The organism is Nonomuraea sp. NPDC049269 (genome assembly GCF_043197155.1).
Lineage (GTDB): Bacteria > Actinomycetota > Actinomycetes > Streptosporangiales > Streptosporangiaceae > Nonomuraea.
On record NZ_JBICSO010000012.1, the window covers coordinates 233475 to 254051 of the forward strand.

At 70.8% G+C, this 20577-nt stretch carries 17 protein-coding genes; 7 read left to right on the forward strand and 10 right to left on the reverse strand.

Annotation, left to right across the window (positions count from 1 at the left end; genetic code table 11):
* Position 1 precedes the first annotated feature (1 nt).
* Positions 2-1294, reverse strand: coding sequence for a glucarate dehydratase family protein (locus ACGFNP_RS53230; RefSeq protein ID WP_393331620.1), 1293 nt, complete (start codon positions 1292-1294; stop codon positions 2-4).
* 15 nt (positions 1295-1309) lie between these two features.
* Positions 1310-2248 (reverse strand): 5-dehydro-4-deoxyglucarate dehydratase, encoded by a 939-nt coding sequence (locus tag ACGFNP_RS53235; protein ID WP_358321377.1) that lies wholly within the window; start codon positions 2246-2248, stop codon positions 1310-1312.
* A 96-nt stretch (positions 2249-2344) separates the two neighbouring features.
* Between ACGFNP_RS53235 and ACGFNP_RS53240 the strand changes: the two genes are divergently transcribed.
* From ACGFNP_RS53240 to ACGFNP_RS53270, 7 genes are all read left to right on the forward strand, one after another.
* Positions 2345-3154, forward strand: coding sequence for an IclR family transcriptional regulator (locus ACGFNP_RS53240; RefSeq protein ID WP_358321380.1), 810 nt, complete (start codon positions 2345-2347; stop codon positions 3152-3154).
* 39 nt (positions 3155-3193) lie between these two features.
* Positions 3194-4330 (forward strand): mandelate racemase/muconate lactonizing enzyme family protein, encoded by a 1137-nt coding sequence (locus tag ACGFNP_RS53245; protein WP_393331624.1) that lies wholly within the window; start codon positions 3194-3196, stop codon positions 4328-4330.
* A 6-nt stretch (positions 4331-4336) separates the two neighbouring features.
* Complete coding sequence (locus ACGFNP_RS53250; protein ID WP_393331627.1) at positions 4337-5011, forward strand: FadR/GntR family transcriptional regulator; 675 nt, start codon at positions 4337-4339, stop codon at positions 5009-5011.
* Positions 5012-5121: 110 nt separating this feature from the next.
* A complete protein-coding gene (locus ACGFNP_RS53255; protein ID WP_358321389.1) occupies positions 5122-5583 on the forward strand; it encodes a peptidase inhibitor family I36 protein in 462 nt (153 codons plus the stop codon).
* A 158-nt stretch (positions 5584-5741) separates the two neighbouring features.
* Positions 5742-7457 (forward strand): aminotransferase class I/II-fold pyridoxal phosphate-dependent enzyme, encoded by a 1716-nt coding sequence (locus tag ACGFNP_RS53260; protein ID WP_393331630.1) that lies wholly within the window; start codon positions 5742-5744, stop codon positions 7455-7457.
* A complete protein-coding gene (locus tag ACGFNP_RS53265; RefSeq protein ID WP_358321394.1) occupies positions 7454-8413 on the forward strand; it encodes a phosphatidate cytidylyltransferase in 960 nt (319 codons plus the stop codon). The genes ACGFNP_RS53260 and ACGFNP_RS53265 overlap by 4 nt, the downstream gene beginning before the upstream one ends.
* A 108-nt stretch (positions 8414-8521) precedes the next feature.
* On the forward strand, positions 8522-8914 hold the full coding sequence (locus ACGFNP_RS53270; protein ID WP_358321397.1) for a DUF1622 domain-containing protein: 393 nt from the start codon (positions 8522-8524) through the stop codon (positions 8912-8914).
* On the opposite strand, the gene ACGFNP_RS53275 is transcribed toward ACGFNP_RS53270, so the two are convergent.
* The 8 genes from ACGFNP_RS53275 to ACGFNP_RS53310 all read right to left on the reverse strand — a co-directional run bounded on the left by ACGFNP_RS53275 (position 8903) and on the right by ACGFNP_RS53310 (position 20457).
* Positions 8903-11812, reverse strand: a complete 2910-nt coding sequence (locus tag ACGFNP_RS53275) for a CBM35 domain-containing protein (protein WP_393331634.1) — start codon at positions 11810-11812, stop codon at positions 8903-8905. The genes ACGFNP_RS53270 and ACGFNP_RS53275 overlap by 12 nt on opposite strands.
* A gap of 128 nt (positions 11813-11940) precedes the next feature.
* Positions 11941-13821 (reverse strand): potassium transporter TrkA, encoded by a 1881-nt coding sequence (locus ACGFNP_RS53280; protein ID WP_358321402.1) that lies wholly within the window; start codon positions 13819-13821, stop codon positions 11941-11943.
* 240 nt (positions 13822-14061) lie between these two features.
* Positions 14062-15168 (reverse strand): NAD(P)-dependent alcohol dehydrogenase, encoded by a 1107-nt coding sequence (locus ACGFNP_RS53285; protein WP_358321405.1) that lies wholly within the window; start codon positions 15166-15168, stop codon positions 14062-14064.
* Between the two features lie 10 nt (positions 15169-15178).
* Positions 15179-16657 (reverse strand): aldehyde dehydrogenase family protein, encoded by a 1479-nt coding sequence (locus ACGFNP_RS53290; RefSeq protein ID WP_393331638.1) that lies wholly within the window; start codon positions 16655-16657, stop codon positions 15179-15181.
* Positions 16654-18240: a long-chain fatty acid--CoA ligase gene (locus ACGFNP_RS53295; RefSeq protein ID WP_393331641.1), complete on the reverse strand. Its 1587-nt coding sequence runs from the start codon at positions 18238-18240 to the stop codon at positions 16654-16656. The genes ACGFNP_RS53290 and ACGFNP_RS53295 overlap by 4 nt, the downstream gene beginning before the upstream one ends.
* A gap of 9 nt (positions 18241-18249) precedes the next feature.
* Positions 18250-18708, reverse strand: a complete 459-nt coding sequence (locus tag ACGFNP_RS53300) for a MaoC family dehydratase (RefSeq protein ID WP_358321412.1) — start codon at positions 18706-18708, stop codon at positions 18250-18252.
* Positions 18705-19580 (reverse strand): amidohydrolase family protein, encoded by an 876-nt coding sequence (locus ACGFNP_RS53305; protein WP_358321415.1) that lies wholly within the window; start codon positions 19578-19580, stop codon positions 18705-18707. The genes ACGFNP_RS53300 and ACGFNP_RS53305 overlap by 4 nt, the downstream gene beginning before the upstream one ends.
* Before the next feature lies 1 nt (position 19581).
* The gene (locus tag ACGFNP_RS53310; protein WP_393331644.1) at positions 19582-20457 is read right to left on the reverse strand and encodes an SDR family oxidoreductase; all 876 of its coding nucleotides are present in this window, start codon (positions 20455-20457) and stop codon (positions 19582-19584) included.
* Positions 20458-20577 lie beyond the last annotated feature (120 nt).

Consider the following 20577-nt stretch of genomic DNA (forward strand, 5'->3'; position numbering starts at 1 on the left):
TTCACCAGCGTGGAAGCGGGGGCTGGACCCACGTGGGGTCGGCCTGTCGCATGGCGGCCACATCGTCCCGATCGCGGAAGCCGTCGAGCTCGATCCAGCGTTCGTGCAGGGTGGCCAGGGCGTCGCGGTCGAGCTCGACCCCGAGTCCCGGGGCGTCGGACACCTCGAGGGCGCCGCCGGTGAAGCGGTGCGGTTCGGTGATGACGTCTTCGGTCTGCCAGGGCCGATGGCTGTCGCAGGCGTACTCCAGGTCCGGAATGACGCTGGCGACGTGGGTCATCGCGGCGAGGCTGATGCCGAGGTGGGTGTTGGAGTGCATCGACAGCGCCACCCCGTGGGTGCGGCAGAGCGCCGCGAGCTCGCGCGTGGCGTGCAGGCCGCCCCAGTAGTGGTGGTCGGACAGCACCACCTGGACGGCGTCCTTGGCGAACGCCTCGGGGATCTCGCCGAAGGTGGTCACGCACATGTTGGTGGCCAGCAGCGCGCCGGTCCTGGCGCGCACCTCGGCCATGCCGTCGATGCCCGTGGTCGGGTCCTCCAGGTACTCCAGCCGGCCGTCGAGCTCCTCGGCGACGCGCACGCTCGACTCGACCGACCAGCCGCCGTTCGGGTCCAGGCGCAGCGGGTGGTCGGGGAAGGCTTCGGCCAGCGCCTTGATGGCCGCGATCTCCTGCTCGGGCGGGAACACGCCGCCCTTGAGCTTGAAGGAGCGGAATCCGTAGGTGTCGGTGAACCGCCGCGCCTGCCGTACGACGCCTTCGGGGTCGAGGGCGGCGCCCCAGTCGTCGCGCGGGGCGTCCTCCACCGGGTGTTCGGCCCACCGGTAGAACAGGTAGCCGCTGTAGTCGACCCGGTCGCGGACCTTGCCGCCGAGCAGCGCGTGCACGGGCAGGCCGAGCGCCTTGCCGAGGGTGTCCAGGCTGGCCACCTCGAACGCCGAGACCACGCTGCGGACGATCTTCTCGTTCGTCCGTGCGCCGCGCAGTCCGGCCGGGTCGAACTCGTTGACCGTGCCGGGCGTGAGCCCCGCCGAGTCGTAGGCCAGGTCGTGCAGCCCGTTCAGCGCGGTGAGCGGCCGGCCGATGACGGCCTTGGCGAGGTTCCGCGCCACCTCGAGGTATTCGGTGTCGCCGTAGGTCTCGCCGACCCCGGTGGCGCCGGTGTCGGTCTCGAGCTCGACGATGGTGCGCGGCGTGTACGGCTGGTGGACGCCGAGGACGTTGAGCAGCGGCGGGTCGCTGATCAGGATCGGCGTGACGGTCGCCCTGACAATCCGGGGGATGGGTTGCGACATAGGGGGATTCCTTCCTTACCGGACGAGGGCGAGGCCCGTGTCCAGCAGGGCACGGAGCTCTTCGAGGTGCTCTGGGGAGGGGTCGGCGAGCGGGGCGCGTACGGAGCCCACGGGGACGCCGCGGAGCCGCGCCCCGGCCTTGATCAGCGAGACGCCGTAGCCGATCCCCTTGTCGCGCAGCTCGACCAGCGGGATGTAGAAACGGCTCAGCAGCAGGTCGACCCGCTCGTGGTCGTCGGCGTGGAAGGCGCGGAAGAAGGATTTCGCGATCTCGGGGGCGAAGGCGTGGACGGCGGAGGAGTAGGCGGGCACGCCGATGCTCCGGTAGGCGCGGGCCTGCATCTCGGCCGTCGCGGCGCCGTTGAAGAACAGCCAGTCCGGCGGCGCGGCCAGCTTGAGCCGCTGCAACTGGTCGAGGTCGGAGTGGCCGTCCTTGAAACCGATCACATTAGGTATCTCGGCCAGCGCGGCGATGCTGCGCACCGCCACCTTCACCTGGGCGCGCTGGTACACGATGACGGGCAGCGACGTACTGGCCGCGACCCTTCGTACGTGCTCGACCAGGCCCTCCTGGGGCGCCTCCACGAGGTAGGGCGGCATCAGCAGCAACGCGTCGGCCCCGGCCCGCTCGGCGATGGCGGCGAAGCGCGCGGCCTGGGCCCAGCCGTACCCGGCTCCCACGACCACCGGCACCGACCCGGCCGCCTCCTCGACCGCGGCCGTGACGAGGCTCTCGTACTCGTCCTCGGCCAGGGAGAAGAACTCGCCCGTCCCGCAGCACGGGAAGATGGCGCCCGGTCCGGCCGCGACCTGATCGCGGACATGGGCGCGGAAGGAGTCGAGGTCCACGGCGCCACCGGTGTCGAACGGCGTGAGCGGGAACGACAACACGGCGGCCTCCATACCCCGGCGGAGCCTGGCGCGTACATCATCAACTGTATACGTAGCGGTCATCCTGTCTCCATATGTAGATGCCTGTTACGTGGCGAGCAGTCTTGCTCGCAAATTGGTAATGTGTCAACCGGCCGTTCCCATGACAGATGAGGTGCGATGACACTCCCCCTAGACGAGGCCGAGGGTACGGCGCAGGGCGGCGTGCGGGGCGTGAAGTCCGCCGCCCGTACCGTCGAACTCCTCGAGCTCCTGGCCTCACGGCAGAACCGGCCGGCCCGGCTGCGCGAGCTCAGCGACGCGCTCGGCGCGCCCAGGAGCAGCATCTACGCGCTGATCCGGACGCTGGTCGAGCGCGGCTGGGTGCGCACCGACGCGAGCGGGACGCTGTACAGCATTGGCATCCGCGCCCTGCTGGCCGGCACCACCTACCTCGACACCGACCCCTATCTGCGCATCGTGCAGCCGCACATCAACGATCTCAGCGTGCTCCTCGACGAGACCATCCACTTCGGCCGCCTGGACCGGGGCGACATCGTCTATCTGGCCACCAAGGAGTCGAGCCAGTACCTGCGCCCCTTCAGCCGTGTCGGGCGCCGGCTCCCCGCCTTCAGCACCGCCATGGGCAAGTCGCTGCTGGCCGAGCGGCTCGGCACCGGCCTGGAGGTGCCGATCCCCGAGCAGTTCACTCCCCTGACGCCCAAGACGCTGGTGGACCGCGAGTCCCTCGAACGGGATCTGGAGCTGACCCGCAAGCGCGGCTACGCGATCGACGACGAGGAGAACTACGTCGGCGTGATGTGCTTCGGCTTCGCGCTGCGCTACACCAGCCCGCCGACCGACGCGATCAGCTGCTCGGTGCCCATCACCAACCTCACCGAGGAGCGCGCGAAGGAGATCACCGAGGCGATGGAGCGCACCCGGCTGGCCATCGAGCGCATGGCCCCCATGGACCTGGGCGAGTTCTAGCGGTTGTATGACGACATGGCGAGTTGTACGATGACTGCCATGACTTCCTCCGATCGCATCGCCTGGGTCCGGCTCTCCTCGGTCTACCTGCCGCTCGCCACCCCGATCAGTGACGCCAAGGTGCTCACCGGGCGGCAGCGGCCCATGACCGAGATCGCCTTCCTGTTCGCGGAGATCGGCGCCGAGAGCGGCCACCAGGGCTTCGGCTTCGGCTACTCCAAGCGGGCCGGCGGCCCCGGCCAGTACGCGCACGCCAGGGAGATCGCCCCTGAGCTGCTCGGCGAGGACCCCAGTGACATCGCCCGCCTGTGGGAGAAGCTGGTCTGGGCCGGCGCGTCGGTCGGCCGGAGCGGGCTGGCCACGCAGGCGATCGCGGCCCTCGACGTCGCGCTGTGGGACCTCAAGGCCAAGCGCGCCGGGCTCCCCCTGGCCAAGCTGCTCGGCGCCCATCGCGACTCCGTACGCTGCTACAACACCTCCGGCGGCTTCCTGCACACCCCGATCGAGCAGGTCCTGGAGAACACGAGCGCCGCGCTCGGACGCGGCATAGGCGGCATCAAGCTCAAGGTCGGCCACCCCGACTCCCGCGTCGACCTGGCCAGGGTCCGCGCGGTCCGCGAGCACCTGGGCGACGGCGTGCCCCTCATGGTGGACGCCAACCAGCAGTGGGACCGGCCGGCCGCCCAGCGCATGGGCCGGGCGCTGGAGGAGTTCGGGCTGGTCTGGATCGAGGAGCCGCTGGACGCCTACGACAGCGCCGGCCACGCGGCGCTCGCGGCCTCGCTCGACACGCCGATCGCGACCGGCGAGATGCTCACCAGCGTCGCCGAGCACGCCGAGCTCATCCGCGTGGGCGCCGCCGACGTCATCCAGCCCGACGCGCCGCGCATCGGCGGCATCACGCCGTTCCTGCGCCTGGCGGCACTGGCCGAGCACAACCGCCTGCAGCTGGCCCCGCACTTCGCGATGGAGATCCACCTGCACCTGGCCGCGGCCTACGGGCTGGAGCCGTGGGTGGAGCACTTCGAGTGGCTGGAGCCGCTGTTCGACGAGCGCCTGGAGATCCGCGATGGCAGGATGATCGTGCCCGGCCGTCCCGGCATCGGGTGCACTCCGAGCGAGCAGGCCGCCAAGTGGACCGCGGACCAGTGCGAGTTCGGCACCAGGAAGGACTGACCCTCGATGGCGAGCCTGACCCAGACCCTCGTCGACGACCTGACGGCTCGCATCCAGGAAGGCGTCATCCACCCCGGCGACAAGCTGCCCACCGAGAGCAGCCTGGTGGAGACGTACGGCGTGAGCAGGACGGTCGTCCGCGAGGCCATCTCGCGGCTGCAGGCGGCCGGGCTCGTCGAGACCCAGCACGGCCGCGGCAGCTTCGTGCTGGCCCGGCCGGGCTCGACCAGGTTCGAGTTCGGGCAGAGCGGCGAGCTGACCCTCGACGACGTGGTCGCCCTGCTCGAGTTCCGCACGGCCTTCGAGGTCGAGGCCGCCGCGCTCGCCGCCCGCCGGCGCGGCGGGCCCCGCCTGGAGGACCTGCGGGCGGCGCTCGACCGGTTCGCCGCGAGCGCCGACAACCCCAGCGCGGCGGTGAACGCCGACTACCAGTTCCACCTCCGCGTCGCCCTGGCGACCGGCAACCGCCACTTCGCCGACCTGATCACCTCGTTCGGCCCGTCCATGATCATCGTGCCGCGCGACCGGCTGTCGCCCGCCGGGCAGGGGCACTTCGAGCAGATCGTGGTCGAGCACGAGAACATCTACGCGGCCATCGAGCGCCAGGACAGCGACGGCGCGCGGGCGGCGGCCCGCGTCCACCTGGGCAACAGCCGCAGCCGCCTGCTCGCCGCCCACTGAGCACCACCTGGAGCCCCATCTTTGGTCAACCCTCGACCAAGCAGGGCTTTCGTTGCTCTAATGAGATTGTTGCTTACAGAGAGTGAGCAATAGACAGCGGAGGGTAACCAATGCGTGGAGTGCCACAGCACAAGACCATCCCGGCGAAGAACCGCTCGACACCTCAACTGCGCGTCGCGCGCACCGTGGTGACGCTGGCCGTCGCGAGCGTAGCGGCCCTCATCATCCCGCCGGCGGCGCACGCCGCCACGACGGCGCCCGCGGCGTTCCCGCCCGGCGTGATCCAGCTCAGCGACGGCGAGCCCTGCCCACCCGCGACCCTGTGCCTGTACCAGCACTACATGCGCCGGGGACCCGCGTACGGCATCGGCGCGGGCTACCGGGTGGACCTTCGCTGGCTACCCATGGGCGGCCGGTCCGCCGCCAACAACGTCTCATCGTGGGTCAACAACACCGAGTCCGATGCCGTGCTGGTCGATGACGACGACGACGTCCGGCGCATCCTGCCCGCGGGCGAATCCCTCGAAGAGCCTCCGGAGCACAACGACACGGTCGACGTGGTCGACTGGTAAAGATGACGCGACAGCGGGCAGGTGATCCGGGCATCGGGCGCCGGCCATAGCCGATCGCGAGCACGAGCATGAGAAGCCCCCGCGCAGTTCAGGCGGGGGCTTCTGTCGTCCGGGAGGGGAAACCGACCGGTCGCGGGGTACGTCCGATAGACATGGTCATGCTGGAGATCCGCCCCGGGTCCGCGTCCGACAGAGAGTGGATCTACCGGCTGCGGCACGAGGTCTACGCGCACGAGCTCGGCCAGCACCCGCCCAACCAGGCCGAACGGCTGACCGACGCGCTCGACGACGACAACGTCTACCTCGTCGCGGCCCACGGCGACCGGCCCGTGGGGTTCATCAGTGTGACACCGCCCTGGACGGGCCGCTATTCGATCGACAAGTACCTCAGCCGCGACGGGCACCCGGTCCTGGGTGGGGACGGCCTGTTCGAGATCCGCATTCTGACCGTGGACCCGGGCTGGCGGGGTTCGGCGGCGGCGCCGCTGCTCATGCACGCGGCGCTGCGCTGGGTGGCCGCGCACGGCGGCCGCACCGTCGTGGCGCTGGGACGGACCGAGATCCTCGGTATGTACCTGGCCGCCGGGCTGACCGGCACCGGGACGCGGGTACGCGCGGGGGCCGTCACCTTCGAGGTGCTGTCCGGGCAGGTGAGTGACCTGGCCGAACGGGCGCTGCGGGACCACGGCCCCTTGCTGCGCGCCCTGGAGCCGAGGGTGCGCTGGAGTCTGGAGATGCCGTTCCTGCCCGGCCCGCCCGCCTGCCAGCACGGCGGCGCCTCGATAGGGGCGCTGGGGCGCCGGTTCGACACGCTGCCGGCGCGCGGCGACGTCGTTCCCGCCGACGTGCTCGACGCGTGGTATCCGCCCGCTCCCGCCGTGGTCAAGCTGCTGGGCGACGATCTGGGCTGGCTCGCCCGTACCTCTCCCCCGGCCTACCCCGAAGGGCTCGTCGAGGAGATCGCCGAACGCCGCGGCCTGCCCCCGGAGGCCGTGGCGGCCGGGGCGGGCTCGTCGGACCTGATCTTCCGCGCGTTCCGCGGCTGGCTGAGCCCCTCCTCCAGGGTGCTGCTGCCCGACCCCGTCTACGGCGAGTACGCCCATGTCGTCGAGCGGGTGATCGGCTGCCGCGCCGACCGCTTCCCGCTGCGCCGGGCGGATGGCTGGCGGCCGGACCCCGGCCGCCTGCGAGACGCGCTGCGTGAGCGCTACGACCTGGTGGTCATCGTGAATCCCAACAACCCGACCGGCGTCCACACCGACGCCGGGGACCTGCGCCGGGTGATCGCGGACGCGCCTGGCGGGACGCGGTTCTGGATCGACGAGGCCTACGTCGAGTACGCCGGTGCCGGGCAATCGCTGGAGACGTTCGCCGCGGCGTCCGGCAATACCGTGGTGTGCAAGTCGCTGTCCAAGATGTATGCCTTGTCGGGCCTGCGGGCCGCCTACCTCACCGGACCGGCGGCTCTCGCGGCCGAGTTACGCCGCTGGACCCCTCCTTGGGGGCTCGGCCTGCCCGCCCAGATCGCCGCCGTGCACGCCCTGCGCGACCCCGGCCACTACGCCGAACACTGGGCCCAGACCCGCGCCCTGCGCTCCGGCCTCGCCAAACGGCTCGCCGCGATCGGCGACGACCTGCACGTCCACGAGTCGGCCGCCAACTTCGTCCTGCTGACGCTGCCCCGGTCCGGCCCGAGCGCGGCCGGCCTGGTGGCAGCGTGCCGGCGGTCCGGGGTGTTCCTGCGCGACCTGTCGCCGCTGTCACCCGCCTTCGAGGGCAGGACGGTACGGATCTCGGTACGCGACCCCGATGCCAACGACCACATCACCGCCACCGTCGCCGCCACGCTGGACCACCTGCGGACCATCGCGTGATCACGCCTGACGCGACCGTCCCGCACGCTGTCGGCCTGATCATCCCTGGGGCGCGGCTCCCGCACACCGCAGCCCTCGTCGCTCCCGACGCGTCCATCTCGCACATCGCAGCCCTGGCCATCTCCGGCAGGGCGATCCCGCACACCGCGGATCTGATCACCCCCGGCACGGCGATCCCGTACATCGCGGGCGCGCTTGTTGTCGGTGGGATCGCCGTCGCGCTGTCGCGCAGGCGGGAGTACATCCTGCGTTGGTGTGTCTGGGCGGTGGCCGTGCCCGTGGTGGTCGCCGCGCTGTACGCCGGGCCGGGCGGGGCGGCGGCGCTGGCCGTTGTGGCCGGGGTCGTGTGCGCGCTCGAGTACGGCGGGCTGATGGGGTTGGCCGTGCCTGACCGGGCGGCGCTTGTGGTGGTCGTGGTCGCGTTACCGCTTGTGGCCTGGCTGGCGCTGCCGTACCTGCCGCGCGTGCTGATCGCCGCCGCCCTGGCCGTCACGCTCGTCCCGCTGCTCGGCGGCGACGCGGCGGGCGGGCTCAGGAGGGCGTCGCTGGGGGTGTTCGGGGTGGTCTGGTTGCTGCCGCTGGTGGGGGTGGTGCTGCTTGGCCCGGTCGTGCTGGCGGTGTTCGTCGCGGTGTCGGTGGGCGACATCGCGGCCTCGTTCGCCGGGCGGCTGCTGGGCGGGCCGGCTCTGTCACCGCTGTCTCCGGCCAAGCGCTGGAGCGGCGCGCTGGCCGGCGCCGTCGCGGGGCTGGGCGCGCTGGCACTGCTGGGCGCGTTCACCGTCCCGCTCGCGCTCGCCGTGGCGCTGGGTGCGCCGCTGGGCGATCTGCTGGAGTCGATGGTCAAGCGCGGGGCCGGGGCCAAGGACTCGGCGTCGTGGCTGGCAGGGGCGGGCGGCCTGCTGGACCGGCTGGACTCCCTGCTGCTCACACTCGCGCTGGCCTTGCTCCTCGCATGACCCGCTGGCGCGCCATGGGCCTTTCTGGCGGGGTTCGTCCGCTGAGGTCGGGCCGTGTGGCGTGTGCGACCATGATCCGGACGGGTCGGCGGGCCGGGGAGGGACACCGTGCAGGTGAATGACGTCATCGAGACCATCGGCACGGTGCTGGACGTCGTGGGCGTGGCCGTGATCGCGGTTGGCCTGGTCATCGCCACCGCCACGTTCGCCCTGAACCTGGCGCGCACCCGGCGGGTGGGCGGGCTCTACCAGGCCTACCGGCGCGGCGTGGGCAGGTCGATCCTGCTGGGGCTGGAGTTCCTGGTCGCGGCCGACATCATCAAGACCGTGGCGGTCTCCCCCACCTTCCAAAGCCTCGGGGTGCTTGCCATCATCGTGGCGGTCCGTACGTTCCTCAGCTTCTCGCTCCAGGTCGAGCTGGAGGGCCGCTGGCCTTGGCAGCCGGCCCCTGCCACCGGGGAGCCCGGCGGCAGGGAGTCGGCCCCGGCCTCAGCCGAGTGACAGCCGGTCCAGGTCGGGCGCGGCCGCCGTGTCGTTGTGGATCTTGATGGTGTTGGCGCCGGCCCGCAGGGTGACGGGCACGGACGTCGTGTACGGGGTGCTGTTGCCGACGCCGCTCACCTTCACCTCGACCGGCGCGGCGTCGTTGACGGTGACGAAGAACGACCGGTCGCCGTTGACCGTGAAGTCGATGAACAGCGTGTACTCGCGGGCGGCGTCGACGGTGACGTTCTCGAACAGCACGTACGCGTCCGCCGCCCCGCCGAGGTTGCGTACCTTCTGCCCGCCCGAACAGAGCGAGCAGCCGGTGATGCCCGCGCTGCCGAGCCCGTTGCGCGAGTCCTCGGCCTCGCGCACGAACACCCGGTCGGCCGGGCGCAGCCGTACCCGCAACGGCCTGGTGACCTGGTTGGCACGGCCGAGCACCTGGAACGACGCGGTGATGGGAATGTCCGCCGCGGTGACGTCCTGGCCGGGCGGCGAGGTGAGGGTCCAGGAGCCCGCCAGCGTCTGCCCGAGCCGCAACGTGGCCGCCGTCGCCGCGCCGCCCGTCACCGTCCAGCCGACCGGCGCGACCGGGGCCAGATCGACCTGGTCGAGCGCGTCGTCGACGTCGAGCCGCAGCTTCGCCGACACCTTCATGGACTGCTGCCCGGGGCCGACCCACTGCAGGCCGGACGGGTCCACGGTCATGGTCGTCTTCGGAACCTCCGCGGCCGGTGGCAGCGGCGCGACGGCGATCCGGTCGAGCCCGGGGCCCTGCCGGGCCGTGCTGAACAGCGTGATCGTGTTGGCGCCCGCGTTCAGCGGCACCGCCAGCGCCGTGGCGGCGGGAATGTCGGCGTTGTCGCCGCTCACCGCCACCTCCACCGCCGTGGCGCCATTGACGCTCACCGACAGTGATGTGGCCGCGGCCGCGGTGTGATCGAGTTCGAGCCGGTACGTCCCGGCCGCCGCCACCGTGACCTCGCGATAGGTGACCGCGTTACGCGGGCCGCCGCCGAGCCCCGTCACCCGGGTCAGCCCGGAGCACGCCCGGCACAGGTCCAGCCGAGCCGAGCCGCTCCTGGCCTGCCGTTCCGCCTCCAGCGGCACCGCCGCCCCGAAGCCCACCGGGTAGTCCGACGCCACCTTGATCTCGTCGATCTGCAGCTCCTGGTAGAAGCGCGGCGCCTGCGGTCCGGCCCAGGTGTTCAGCACCTCCAGTTTGAGGTAGCGGGCGCTGGTGTCGCCGAGGTCGACGAACTGGACGCCACGTGCGCTGCGCATCGCCCCGGTACGTACGGGCTTGCCCCAGTGCTTACCGTCGTCGCTCGCGTACACCCGATAGTCCTTGATCCGGGCCGAGTCCTCGGGCCGGCCGAACGTCTCTCGGGCGTACGACGGCGACCACTCGCGCTGGTTGACCGCCAGGTAGGCGGTCCTGCGCTGCCTGCCGAGGTCGAGCGTGAGCGAGACGGGCAGCTTGGCGCCGGAGTCCCAGTAGTCCTGGAAGCTCCCGTCGACCAGGGCGCTCGCCGGGTGGTCCGCGCGGGCGGAGGAGGCGGTCGCCTTGAGCCCGGCCTGGGGGTAGAAGTGCTCCTGGCCGTGGGTCTCGACCTTGAACACGGTGTCGTAGGTGTCCCACCGGGTGATGCCGAGGATCGTCAGGTAGCCGCCGGACTGGGCGAACCGCATCCGCTGGCCCGTACGCAGGTCGGTGACCGCCGACACGCGGTAGCCGTTGTCGCGCAGGCGTACCAGATCGGTCCTGGGCCTGGTCACTACATGGACGTACTGGATCTTCGCGCCGGGTTCGACGGTGACGACGCCGTGCGCGCCGTCGTTCCAGAAGCCCGGCTGCATGCCGCCGTACATGTAGCCGCCGCCCTCGGTCGCCTGCAGCGCCGAGCGGATCGGCGGCACCCACCCGGCCATGAAGGAGTTGAACTCCTCCTGCTGCGCCGGGAACCTGCCGTTGACCATCGGGGTCTCGGCCATCAGCGACTTCATCGACGAGCCGGCGTTGGTGACGTACCGGCCGGTGCTGAGCCGGAAGTCGACCGGGTGGCTGCCGCCGTCGTACCACCAGTCGCCGGTGGTCGGCAGCTTGTAGTCGGCCTCGACCAGGCGCGGCATCGGGGTCCACGCCGCCTGCGGGTAGTCGTAGGCGGGCGTCATGCCGGTCTTCTGCTCGTTGCTGACCGTGTCCATGATCGGCGTGTCCTCGTTGTTGTTGCTCAGCAACCAGGACGGGCGCTTCTGCCGGATCTGCTCGTAGAGCTGGTTCTGCTCCCAGTACTCGTTGTCGTTGTCGATCCAGAACCCGGCCAGGTCCGGATAGTTCTCCATGACCTCGACGAACAGGTCATAGCTGAACTGGCCGAACCCGTTCCTGGTGGTCAGGTCGACCTGCTTGCCCTTGTAGGCGGAGTAGGCGGCCGAATCGAGCGTCTCGACGCCCTGCTCGTTGTGCCACTGCGGGTCGTCGGTCATGTACAGGATCACCCGTACGCCCTTGGCCTGGCCCGCCTTCACCAGCTCGCCGAGCAGGTCGCGCTGGGTGGCGCAACTGCCGGGGATCTTCGACGGCCACGGCCGGGCGTAGCCGAGCCTGCTGTGGAAGGTCGCCAGCACGATGTAGGAGGCGCCCAGTTTGCGGGCCTCGTCCACCCAGTAGTCGGGGCTCCAGCCGCCCCCGGTGACGTCCCGCTCCCAGGCGGCGCAGTCGAGGTGCCGGGGGGCGGTGAACATGCCCCAGTGCAGGAACAGCCCCGCGGTGGACTCGCGCAGCCACTGCTGCCGCGGGTGCTCGACCTCCGCGCCGGCGGCCGGAGCCCCGACGATGAAGGCGGTCAGGGCGAGGAGGAGGGCGGCGCAGGCGGATAAGACTCTGGCGGAGGTGCGGTGGCGCGGCATGGCGATCGCTCTCTCGTCGGGGGGTTACGCCAACAAGACTGCTCTCTTCAGACATCCGACGAATACATGAGAAAAACTCCAGAGTCAAGACATACCGCTCCCATGGCGGTTTGACTCATCCGATGACTTCAGTCCTCCGCGAGGACGATCACCAGGTCGCGCGGGCCGAACGTGACAGAGTCGGATTTACCGGGATTCAGCACGACACCGTAGGCAGGCGGGGAACTGGCCTCGGCCAGCACGCGATAGCCGATCGCGGTCTCTCCGCGCATCCGCGCGGAGTAGATCACGGTGGCGAAGCTGACCGGTACCCCCGGCTGGATGTAGTCCGTCACCGGCTTGAGGTAGATCTCCGACCCTTCGGAGTCGAACAGGTAGCGGAACACCTGCCCGAGGTGCGGGTTCTCCGACAGCTGGGTCATCAGCAGGCTGATCAGCTTGTCGCTGACGACGAAGTCGTCGGCCTTGGTGACCTGGGCCAACCGGCGGTTGCGGTCGTCGTTCATCTCGCTGACGATCGCGAACCGCTGCCCGGACCTGGCGGCCATGTCGCGCAGGTGCAGCAGCGTCACCAGCGTGCGCGAGTCGGCGTGCTGCGGTTCGAGGTTGCTGTCGGCCAGGACGATGATGTGCTCGAACGTGCCCACGTCCAGCGCTTCCAGGGTGATCCTGTCGGTGGTGTCGCACTCCTTGACGTTCACCGCCAGGTTCTGCAGGCCCATCTTCAGCCGTTCCAGGCTGTCGCTCTCCTCGACGGCGGCGGCCGCCACGTGCAGGGACGACCCGGGTGACACGTACTGGTTCAGCTCCTGCACGATCTTGGGGGCGCGGCTGTTCCAGCCCAGCAGCAGCGTCCGCTCCGGCGGCGTCGGCTGGCGGACCGGGTGGGCGATCGCGCTCTCGACGATCGGCGGGAAGCTGCGCACGAGCCGGATGGTGGAGTCGTCCTCGGCGACCACGATCATCTCGTCGCCCTGCATGATCTCCGTGTTCATCGGCGGGTTCAGCACCACCGACCCGTCGGCGTGCCGGATGCCGATGAGCGAGGCGGTGTCGTAGGCGAACAGCGCCTCCCCGTACGGGAAGCCGGTCAGTTTCGGCTCGGGCCGCAGGTAGATCTCGTCGCCGCCGAAGTCCAGCAGGTCCGTGCAGACCACCGACAGTCCCGACTGGCGGCAGGACTGCACGATGAGCCGGGAGGCGATGTCGTCGGTGTCGACCACCTGCGCGTGGCCGCCCCCGGCGAGCTCGGCGGCCACCAGGTTGGTGGTGTCGACGACGGAGGCGATGATCGGCGGGCGACGCCGGCGCCAGTTGCGGTTCGTGAGCGCCAGCAGCGTCTTGACGACGTGCGCGTCGGGATCGTCACCGGCCGGGGACAGCACGATGATCGCCCGCGCCGTGTCCAGGCTCAACAGGTCGAGGTCGGTCGGCTCGGTGGCGCTGCCGGAGCGGACGACGACCCGGGTCTTGCCGGTGTCGCCCAGCCGCGAGCGCAGCTCCTCCTCCATCTCCAGCTTGTCGCGGTCCCCCAGGAGTGCCACGCAGGACTTCGACTCGCTCGAGTTGGCCTCCACGAGCTCGGGGATGATCGTGAAGATCTGGTCCGACCAGCCGATCAGCGCCGTGTGCCCGGACTCCACGATCTTGGAGCGGCCCTTGCGCAGCTCCTGAAGCTTGTTGTCCAGACCGGTGGTGAGCACACCGACGAGGCTGCTGACGATCAGCAGACCGCCGATAGTGATCGTGAACCCCAGGATGGTGAAGAGCGTGCTGCCTTCGTTGTCGCCCGCCACGGTGCCGGCGTCCATCGCCCGCATGAGCATGCCCCAGAGCGCCTCGCTCCAGCTGTCGTGCGGCAGGTCGTCGCCGGCGAACACATAGACGAGCACGCCGAAGCTCACGACCATCACGACGGTCACCAGCGCGAGCCAGCCGATCAGGGCCGGAGTGCCCCTCGACATCGTGTTGTCGAACCAATAGCGCAGACGCTCTCGCCGCTTGGCCATGATCATCCCGTCTTTCGTGGATCCAAGCCTGGGACGAGCGACCCCGTCCCCGATCCCCGTTCGACGGACAGAACGTCGTAGCGCGCCTTCCCCCAGGCCGTCCGCCCGCCACTCGGGCCTCGCTCCCGGTGACCGGGGTTACCAGAGGCGCCAGAGGTGGCAATGGGGCGCGCACCATAACAATAGCGACATCTAGCGTCTAGCCCCTACCGATCCGCCTAAAGCACCCCGCCTCACCGCCTAGAAGCGAAGGACCGGCTTCACGACGGCGCCGGAGACGATGTCGCCGGCCGCGCGCTGGATCTCCTCGAACTTGTAATGCTTGATCAGCCGGTCGATCGGCAGCCGGCCGTCGGACACCAGCTTCGCGAGTACCGGGATCAGCGACTCGGTCTCGCTGTCACCCAGGGTCAGGCCCACCACCTGGCGGCCCGGGAGCATGAAGTTGACGTCAACGGGGACGGTGGAGCCGAACGGCGGGGCGCCGACCAGGACCGCGGTCCCGCGGGCGGCCAGGACGCCGACGGCGGCGCTCGCGACCGTCACGTTGCCCGTCGTCTCGACCACGCCGTCGGCGCCCCGGCCGCCGGTGATCTCGCCGATGGCCTCGGCGAGATCGGCCGTGGTGGTGTCCACGGTGTGGGTGGCGCCGAGCTCGGCCGCCAGCTCCAGGCGGGCGGGCACTCGGTCCACGGCGATGACGCGAGTGGCCGGGGTGAGCCGGGCCGCCATGATCGCGGACAGGCCGACCGCTCCCGCGCCGGTCACGACGAGGGTGGCGCCGGGGCGGGGGTGCAGGACGTTCCACACCGCCCCGGCGCCGGTCTGCACGCCGCAGCCGAGGGGCGCCAGCAGGTCGAGCGGCGCGCCGGCGGGCACCTTGACCAGGCTGCGCTCGTCCACCAGGGCATGCCTGGCGAAGCAGGACTGACCGAAGAAGTGGCCGCCGAGTGCCGCGCCGTCCCTGGTCACGGTGGGCGAGCCGTCCGCGCGGGCGCCGCCGAGCAGGTTCAGCGGCAGCCAGGCCGCGCAGTAGGCGGGGTGCCCGTCCCGGCAGTCGGCGCATCTACCGCACGAGGTGAAGGAGAGCAGCACCTGATCACCGGGACGGACACGCGTCACCGCCGAGCCGACCTCCTCGACGACGCCCGCGCCCTCGTGGCCCAGGACGCCGGGCAGCGGGAACGGCAGCGCGCCGGCGGCGACGCCCAGATCGGTGTGGCAGACTCCGGCGGCGACCATCCGGACCAGGACCTCGTCCGGGCGCGGGTCGGCCAGCTCGACCTGGGTCAGGTGAAAGCCCGCGCCCGCCGATTCGACGACGGCCGCTGCTGTGGTGGTGGTCATGGCATACCTTTCACAGGGCGATGACGACGGACTTGACCTTGGTGTACGACTCCAGCGCCTCGGGCCCGTACTCTCGCCCGTACCCGGACTGCTTGACGCCGCCGAAGGGGATCGCCGGGTCGAGCATCGCCCAGTCGTTCACCCAGACGATGCCCGCCTCCAGCCGGGCCGCCACGCGATGGGCGCGGGCCAGGTCCGTGGTCTGCAGGCCCGCCGCCAGCCCGTACGGCGTGCCGTTGGCCAGCTCCACGGCCTCGTCCTCGGTGCCGAAGGGCTGGACGGTCAGCACAGGGCCGAAGATCTCCTCCTGCACGACCCGGGAGTCGTCGTCCAGGCCGGCGATGATCGTCGGCCGGTAGTAGTAGCCGCCGCCGAGTTCCAGACGCTCGCCTCCGGTGACGATCCGGCCGCCCTGTTCACGGGCGAGCGCCACGTAGCGTTCGACCTTGGCGAGATGCCGCTCGGCGGCCATGGGGCCTACGACGGTCGCCGGGTCGAAGGGGTCGCCGACCGGCACCCCGGCGACGGCGCCCGCCAGGATCTCCAGGACGGTGTCGTACAGGGAGCGGTGGACGAGCAGCCGCGGCCCGCCCATGCAGAACTGGCCGGTGTTGAACACGAAGCCCTTGATCACCGAGCCGATCGCCTTGTCCAGGTCGGCGTCCTCGAACACGATCTGCGCGGCGTTGCCGCCGAGCTCCATCGTGACGGGCTTGAGCGCCTCCCCCGCCATGCGGGCCGCGTGCCGTCCGATCTCGGTGGAACCGGTGAAGGCGATCTTGTCGATCCCGGGATGGCGCAGCAGCGCCTCGCCGGCCTCCGCGCCGGCGCCGGTGACCACGTTCAGCACGCCGTCGGGCACGCCGGCCTCAGCCAGGATCTCGGCCATCAGCAGCGCGCTGAGCGGCGTGTCCTCCGCGGGCTTGTGCACCACGGCGTTGCCGGCGGCGAGCGCCGGGGCGATCTTCGCGCTGCTGAGGATCAGCGGGAAGTTGAAGGGCGTGATCGCGCCCACCACGCCGAGCGGCTCGCGGCTCGTGTAGGCGTGCGAGGGGATCGGAATCTGCCGGGTCGCGCCCTGGATGGTCTGCGCCAGTCCCGAGTAGTACTCGTAGATCTCGGCGGTCGTGGCGACGTCGACGGCGCGGCACAGGCTCACCGGCTTGCCGACGTCGAGGCTCTCGACCGCGACGAGCTCGTCCGCCCGCCGCCTGACGAGGTCGGCGACGCGGTGCAGCACGCGGGCCCGCTCGCGGCCGGACATCCGCGCCCACGGGCCGGACGCCCGGCGCCCGGCCGTGACGGCGGCGTCCACGTCGGCGGCACCGGCCTCGGCGACGGTGGTGACGACCTTCCCGGTCGACGGGTCGATGACGTCCCTGCGGCCCTTGGCGTTCGCCTCGCACCACTGGCCGTCGATGTACAGCCTGCCCGGCTCGACGTGCGGCCGGCTCACGGCCGGGACGTCCTGGAGCCCGGAGTCGGTCATAGCGCGCTCGCTTTCCCGGCGCGATCACGCGCCGCACCGTGATGTTTCTGGGTTTCCTGTCTGCCGGACCTGACCTGCTCGCGCAGCCTGGGCTTCAGGATCTTGCCCGAGCCGGTCTTCGGCAGGGCGTCGACCAAGGTGACCTGGCCGGGGATCTTGTACGCGGCCAGCCGGGAACGGAGGAAACGGCGCAGGTCCTCGCCCGTGACCGCCCGCCCGGGGCGCACCACCACGAACGCGTGGCCGCTCTCGCCCCAGGTCGCGTCCGGCACGCCGATCACCGCCGCCTCGGCCACCGCCGGATGCTCGAAGAGGGCCGCCTCCACCTTCGCGGGATAGACGTTCTCGCCACCGGAGATGTACATGTCCTTGACCCGGTCGACGATGTACAGGTGACCGTCCTCGTCGCGGGTGGCGAGGTCGCCGGAGCGGAACCAGCCGCCCTTGACGAAGGCCGCGGCCGTGGCCGCCGGATCGTCCCAGTAGCCGGGGGTGACGTTCGGGCCCTTGATGAGAACCTCGCCGGGTTCGCCGGGCAAGGTGTCCGTGAGGTCGGGCCGGACGACCCGGACGTCGGCGAACAACACGGGCACGCCCGCCGACCCGGCCCGGCGCGCGCTCTGGCTGGCCTCCAGGAAGGTCGCCCCGGGCGAGGTCTCCGTCAGCCCGTACCCCTGGCAGAACACCAGACCCCGCTCCTGGTAGGCCCGGATCAGGGCGGGCGGAACCGCCGCTCCCCCGGCCATCAGCGTACGGACCGAGGACAGGTCCGCGCCGCTCCAGCGGGGCGAGCGGGCGAGCGCGGCGAACATGGTGGTGACCCCGAACATCCAGGTGACGCCGTGTTTCTCGACGAGGTCGTAGCACGCGTCCACGTCCCACGACGGCATGATGACCGAGCGGCCGCCCTTGGCGAAGGTGGGCAGCAGCGTCTGGTTCAGCGCCGCGACGTGGAACAGCGGGGCGCTGATCAGCGTCGTCTCGTCGGCGGCGACGTCCACGCCGATGATGATGTTGAAGGTGTTCCACGCCAGGTTGGCGTGGCTGAGCATGGCGCCCTTGGGACGGCCGGTGGTGCCCGAGGTATAGAGGACGAGCGCGATGTCGGCCAGGTCCACCGGCAGGTCGATGGGCGTGGGGTCGCCCTGCGCGAGCCAGCTCTCGTAGTCCCGCTCCCCCGGCGCCGCGCCGTCCAGCGCGACGATCTCGTCCAGCGCCGCGGTCTGCCGCAGCGCGCGGACCGTACCGGCGCACTGCGGCGCGTAGAGGAGGACCTTCGCGCCGCAGTGGCCCAGCATGTAGTCGAGCTCGGGCGGGGCGAGCCGGAAGTTCAGCGGGACGAAGATCCCGCCGAGCACGTGCGTCGCGAACATGGTCTCGGCGAACGCGGTGTGGTTCGGGCCGAGGTAGGCGACCCGGTCTCCCGCCCGCACCCCGCTGCCCCGCAGCCGGTCGGCGAGCCTGGTCACCCGTTCATGGACCTCGGCGTAGGTCAGCGAGCGGTCGCCGAACACGAAGGCGGTACGGTCCGGCGTCATCTGGGCCCGCTTGGCGGGCCAGGCGCCTGTTCCGGCATTCCGCATCGGTGCTCCTCAGGCGTAGTGCCGGTAGACGGCCTGGGCGACGCAGGCGGGCTTGCCCGAACCGTCGATCTCGACGGTGAAGTCCATGAGCATCTGGACGCCGCCCCCGGGGACCTCCTCGATCTCGGCGACCTTCCCGGCCAGGCGGATCTTGGCGCCCACCTTGACGGGGCTGGGGAAGCGCACCTTGTTGAGGCCGTAGTTGATGCTCATCGTCACGCCCTGGATGTCCAGCAGCTCGTTGAACAGCGGGATGATCAGGGCCAGGGTCAGGTACCCATGCGCGATCGGGCCCCCGAACGGCCCGTCCTTCGCCCGCTCCACGTCCACGTGGATCCACTGGTAGTCGTTGGTGGCGCCGGCGAAGGTGTTCACCCGATCCTGGGTGATCTCCAGCCAGGCGGTGTGGCCGAGGTCCTGGCCGGCGAGCGCCTTCAGCTCCTCCAGGCCGTGCGCGGTGATGGTCATGGCTGCTCCTTGGAGGTGAGGCCGAGCAGGCGGGCGGCGTTGTCCTTGAGGATCTTGGGGCGGACCTCGGGCTTGATGTCGAGCTTGGCGAAGTCGGCCAGCCAGCGGTCAGGAGTGATGACCGGGTAGTCGGAGCCGAAGAGCACCTTGTCCTTGAGCAGCGTGTTGGCGTAGCGGACGAGCTGCGGCGGGAAGTATTTCGGCGACCAGCCGGACAGGTCGATGTGGACGTACGGCTTGTGCGTGGCGACCGCGAGCGCCTCGTCCTGCCAGGGGAACGACGGATGCGCCAGGATGATCTTCAGGTGCGGGAAGTCCACGGCGACGTCGTCGACCAGCATCGGATTGGAGTACTTCAGCCGGATCCCGCCCCCGCCGGGGACGCCCGCGCCGATGCCGGTCTGGCCGGTGTGGAACAGGGCGACCGCACCCGCCTCCTCGATCACCTCGTACAGGGGGTAGGCCATCCGGTCGTTCGGGGCGAAGGCCTGGATGCTGGGGTGGAACTTGAAGCCGCGCACCCCGTGCTCGGCGACCAGGCGGCGGGCCTCGCGGGCGCCCGCCCTGCCCTTCCACGGATCGACGCTGGCGAACGGGATCAGCACGTCCGGGTGCTCGGCGCAGCTCTCGGCGATCTCCTCGTTCGAGATGCGGGGATGGCCGGTGGCGTGCTCGGCGTCCACGGTGAACACCACCGCGGCCATCTTCCGCTCCCGGTAGTACGCGGCCATCTGAGGGATCGTCGGGCGCTCGTGCGAGCCGAAGTAGTCCGCGGAGGCGCCGAACAACGCCGGGCTGAGCGAGCCGTGCCCGTCCTTGGACACCTCGGCGTGGGTGTGGACGTCGATCGCGACGAGCTCGTCGAGGTCCATCTCAGGCCCCCTTGGGAGCGGGGATGCCGTACGTCTCCGGCTCGGCGCCCACCGTGGTGTGCCAGGAGGCGGCGATGGCGTCGGCGCTCCACCCGCCGTCCGCGTACGCCACGGCCTTCTCGGCCGGATGCGACCAGAGGGCCAGCTTGTCGCCGCCGACGCCGATGGCCTGCCCGGTGACCCCGGCGGAGGCGTCCGAGGCGAGGTAGACGATGAGCCCGGCCACGTCCTCGACCGTCCCGAGCCCCTCGTCCTTGCGCACCCAGTCGGGATACGGCTCCCCCCTTTCCAGGATGGGCGCGAAGGCGGGGATGGTCTTGGTCATCTCGGTGGCCGCGACCGGCACCACGGCGTTCACCGTGATCTCCGAACGGGCCAGCTCCAGCGCCCAGGTACGGGCCATCGCCACGATCCCGGCCTTGGCGGCGGCGTAGTTGGTCTGGCCGAAGTTCCCGCGCTGGCCGGCCGGAGAGGAGATGAGGATCAGGCGACCGCCCTGCCCCTGCTCGCGCATGCGCACGGCCGCGGCGCGGGCGCAGCTGAACGTGCCGCGCAGGTGCACCTCGACGACCGCGTCGAACTCCTCGTCGGACATCTTCCACAGCACGCGGTCACGCAGGATGCCCGCGTTGGTGACCATGACGTCCAGCCGCCCGAACTCCTTGACGGCGGTGTCCACCAGCCGCTGGGCTATCTGGGTCCCCCCGACGGCGCCCGCCGCCACGACGGCCCTGCCGCCCTCGGCGGTGATGCCCTCGACGACCTGGCCGGCCGCCTCCGTGTCCACGTCGTTGACGACGACCGCCGCGCCCGCTCGCGCCAGAGCACGTGCGTACGCCTGACCGAGGCCGCGACCAGCACCGGTAACAACAGCCACTTTTCCTGACAGATCCACCATGTCACCCCAAGGAAGGACGGTGTTTGGTCAAATGTAGGGCAGTTCAATGACTGCAGTCAAAGATGTGCCCAACATCAATGCGGCCGAAGAGGGAGGCGG

Coding starts and splice junctions, on each gene's coding strand:
- ACGFNP_RS53300 (WP_358321412.1), bottom strand. CDS start 18,708: ATGACCATCACCGCGCACGGCCTGGAGGAGCTGAAGGCGCTCGCCGGC.
- ACGFNP_RS53245 (WP_393331624.1), top strand. CDS start 3,194: ATGACTTCCTCCGATCGCATCGCCTGGGTCCGGCTCTCCTCGGTCTAC.
- ACGFNP_RS53305 (WP_358321415.1), bottom strand. CDS start 19,580: ATGGACCTCGACGAGCTCGTCGCGATCGACGTCCACACCCACGCCGAG.
- ACGFNP_RS53260 (WP_393331630.1), top strand. CDS start 5,742: ATGCTGGAGATCCGCCCCGGGTCCGCGTCCGACAGAGAGTGGATCTAC.
- ACGFNP_RS53295 (WP_393331641.1), bottom strand. CDS start 18,240: ATGCGGAATGCCGGAACAGGCGCCTGGCCCGCCAAGCGGGCCCAGATG.
- ACGFNP_RS53250 (WP_393331627.1), top strand. CDS start 4,337: ATGGCGAGCCTGACCCAGACCCTCGTCGACGACCTGACGGCTCGCATC.
- ACGFNP_RS53280 (WP_358321402.1), bottom strand. CDS start 13,821: ATGGCCAAGCGGCGAGAGCGTCTGCGCTATTGGTTCGACAACACGATG.
- ACGFNP_RS53275 (WP_393331634.1), bottom strand. CDS start 11,812: ATGCCGCGCCACCGCACCTCCGCCAGAGTCTTATCCGCCTGCGCCGCC.
- ACGFNP_RS53255 (WP_358321389.1), top strand. CDS start 5,122: ATGCGTGGAGTGCCACAGCACAAGACCATCCCGGCGAAGAACCGCTCG.
- ACGFNP_RS53290 (WP_393331638.1), bottom strand. CDS start 16,657: ATGACCGACTCCGGGCTCCAGGACGTCCCGGCCGTGAGCCGGCCGCAC.
- ACGFNP_RS53285 (WP_358321405.1), bottom strand. CDS start 15,168: ATGACCACCACCACAGCAGCGGCCGTCGTCGAATCGGCGGGCGCGGGC.
- ACGFNP_RS53240 (WP_358321380.1), top strand. CDS start 2,345: ATGACACTCCCCCTAGACGAGGCCGAGGGTACGGCGCAGGGCGGCGTG.
- ACGFNP_RS53235 (WP_358321377.1), bottom strand. CDS start 2,248: ATGACCGCTACGTATACAGTTGATGATGTACGCGCCAGGCTCCGCCGG.
- ACGFNP_RS53230 (WP_393331620.1), bottom strand. CDS start 1,294: ATGTCGCAACCCATCCCCCGGATTGTCAGGGCGACCGTCACGCCGATC.